General features: G+C 54.6%; 1 protein-coding gene. It reads right to left on the bottom strand.

Translation table 11 applies throughout. From position 1 onward, the window contains the following. Positions 1-188, bottom strand: a 188-nt coding sequence (locus A6E06_RS14615) for a hypothetical protein (RefSeq protein WP_176713295.1), incomplete at its 3' end; no start/stop codon positions are given. Between the last annotated feature and the right edge of the window lie 94 nt (positions 189-282).

Here is a 282-nt window from a genome sequence, read left to right as displayed (position 1 = left end):
ATGTCGCCACCCGTTGCCGTACCGGTGACCGCAATAGTTTGTCCACTTTCTGCCGCATTAATCACGTCATCTGCCGTGATATCGGCCACCGTTACGGTGCCTGCATCCGCTTCTAAGTCAACCGTGTGGGTTGATGTTGCTGTGCTGTTTACTTCGTTGCCCGCCGCGTCCGTTGACGCCACGCTCACTTCGAACTCGGTGTCGTTAGCTAGATCATTGCCCGCCACATCCACTGTCCAGTTGCCATTTTCATCAACCGTGGTTTGGTAGTCAGTGCCATTG

The organism is Aliivibrio sp. 1S175, from assembly GCF_001690985.1.
Taxonomy (GTDB): domain Bacteria; phylum Pseudomonadota; class Gammaproteobacteria; order Enterobacterales; family Vibrionaceae; genus Aliivibrio.
The sequence above is the reverse complement of the archived record's forward strand: the minus strand, read 5'-3'. Positions and strand labels throughout refer to the sequence as shown.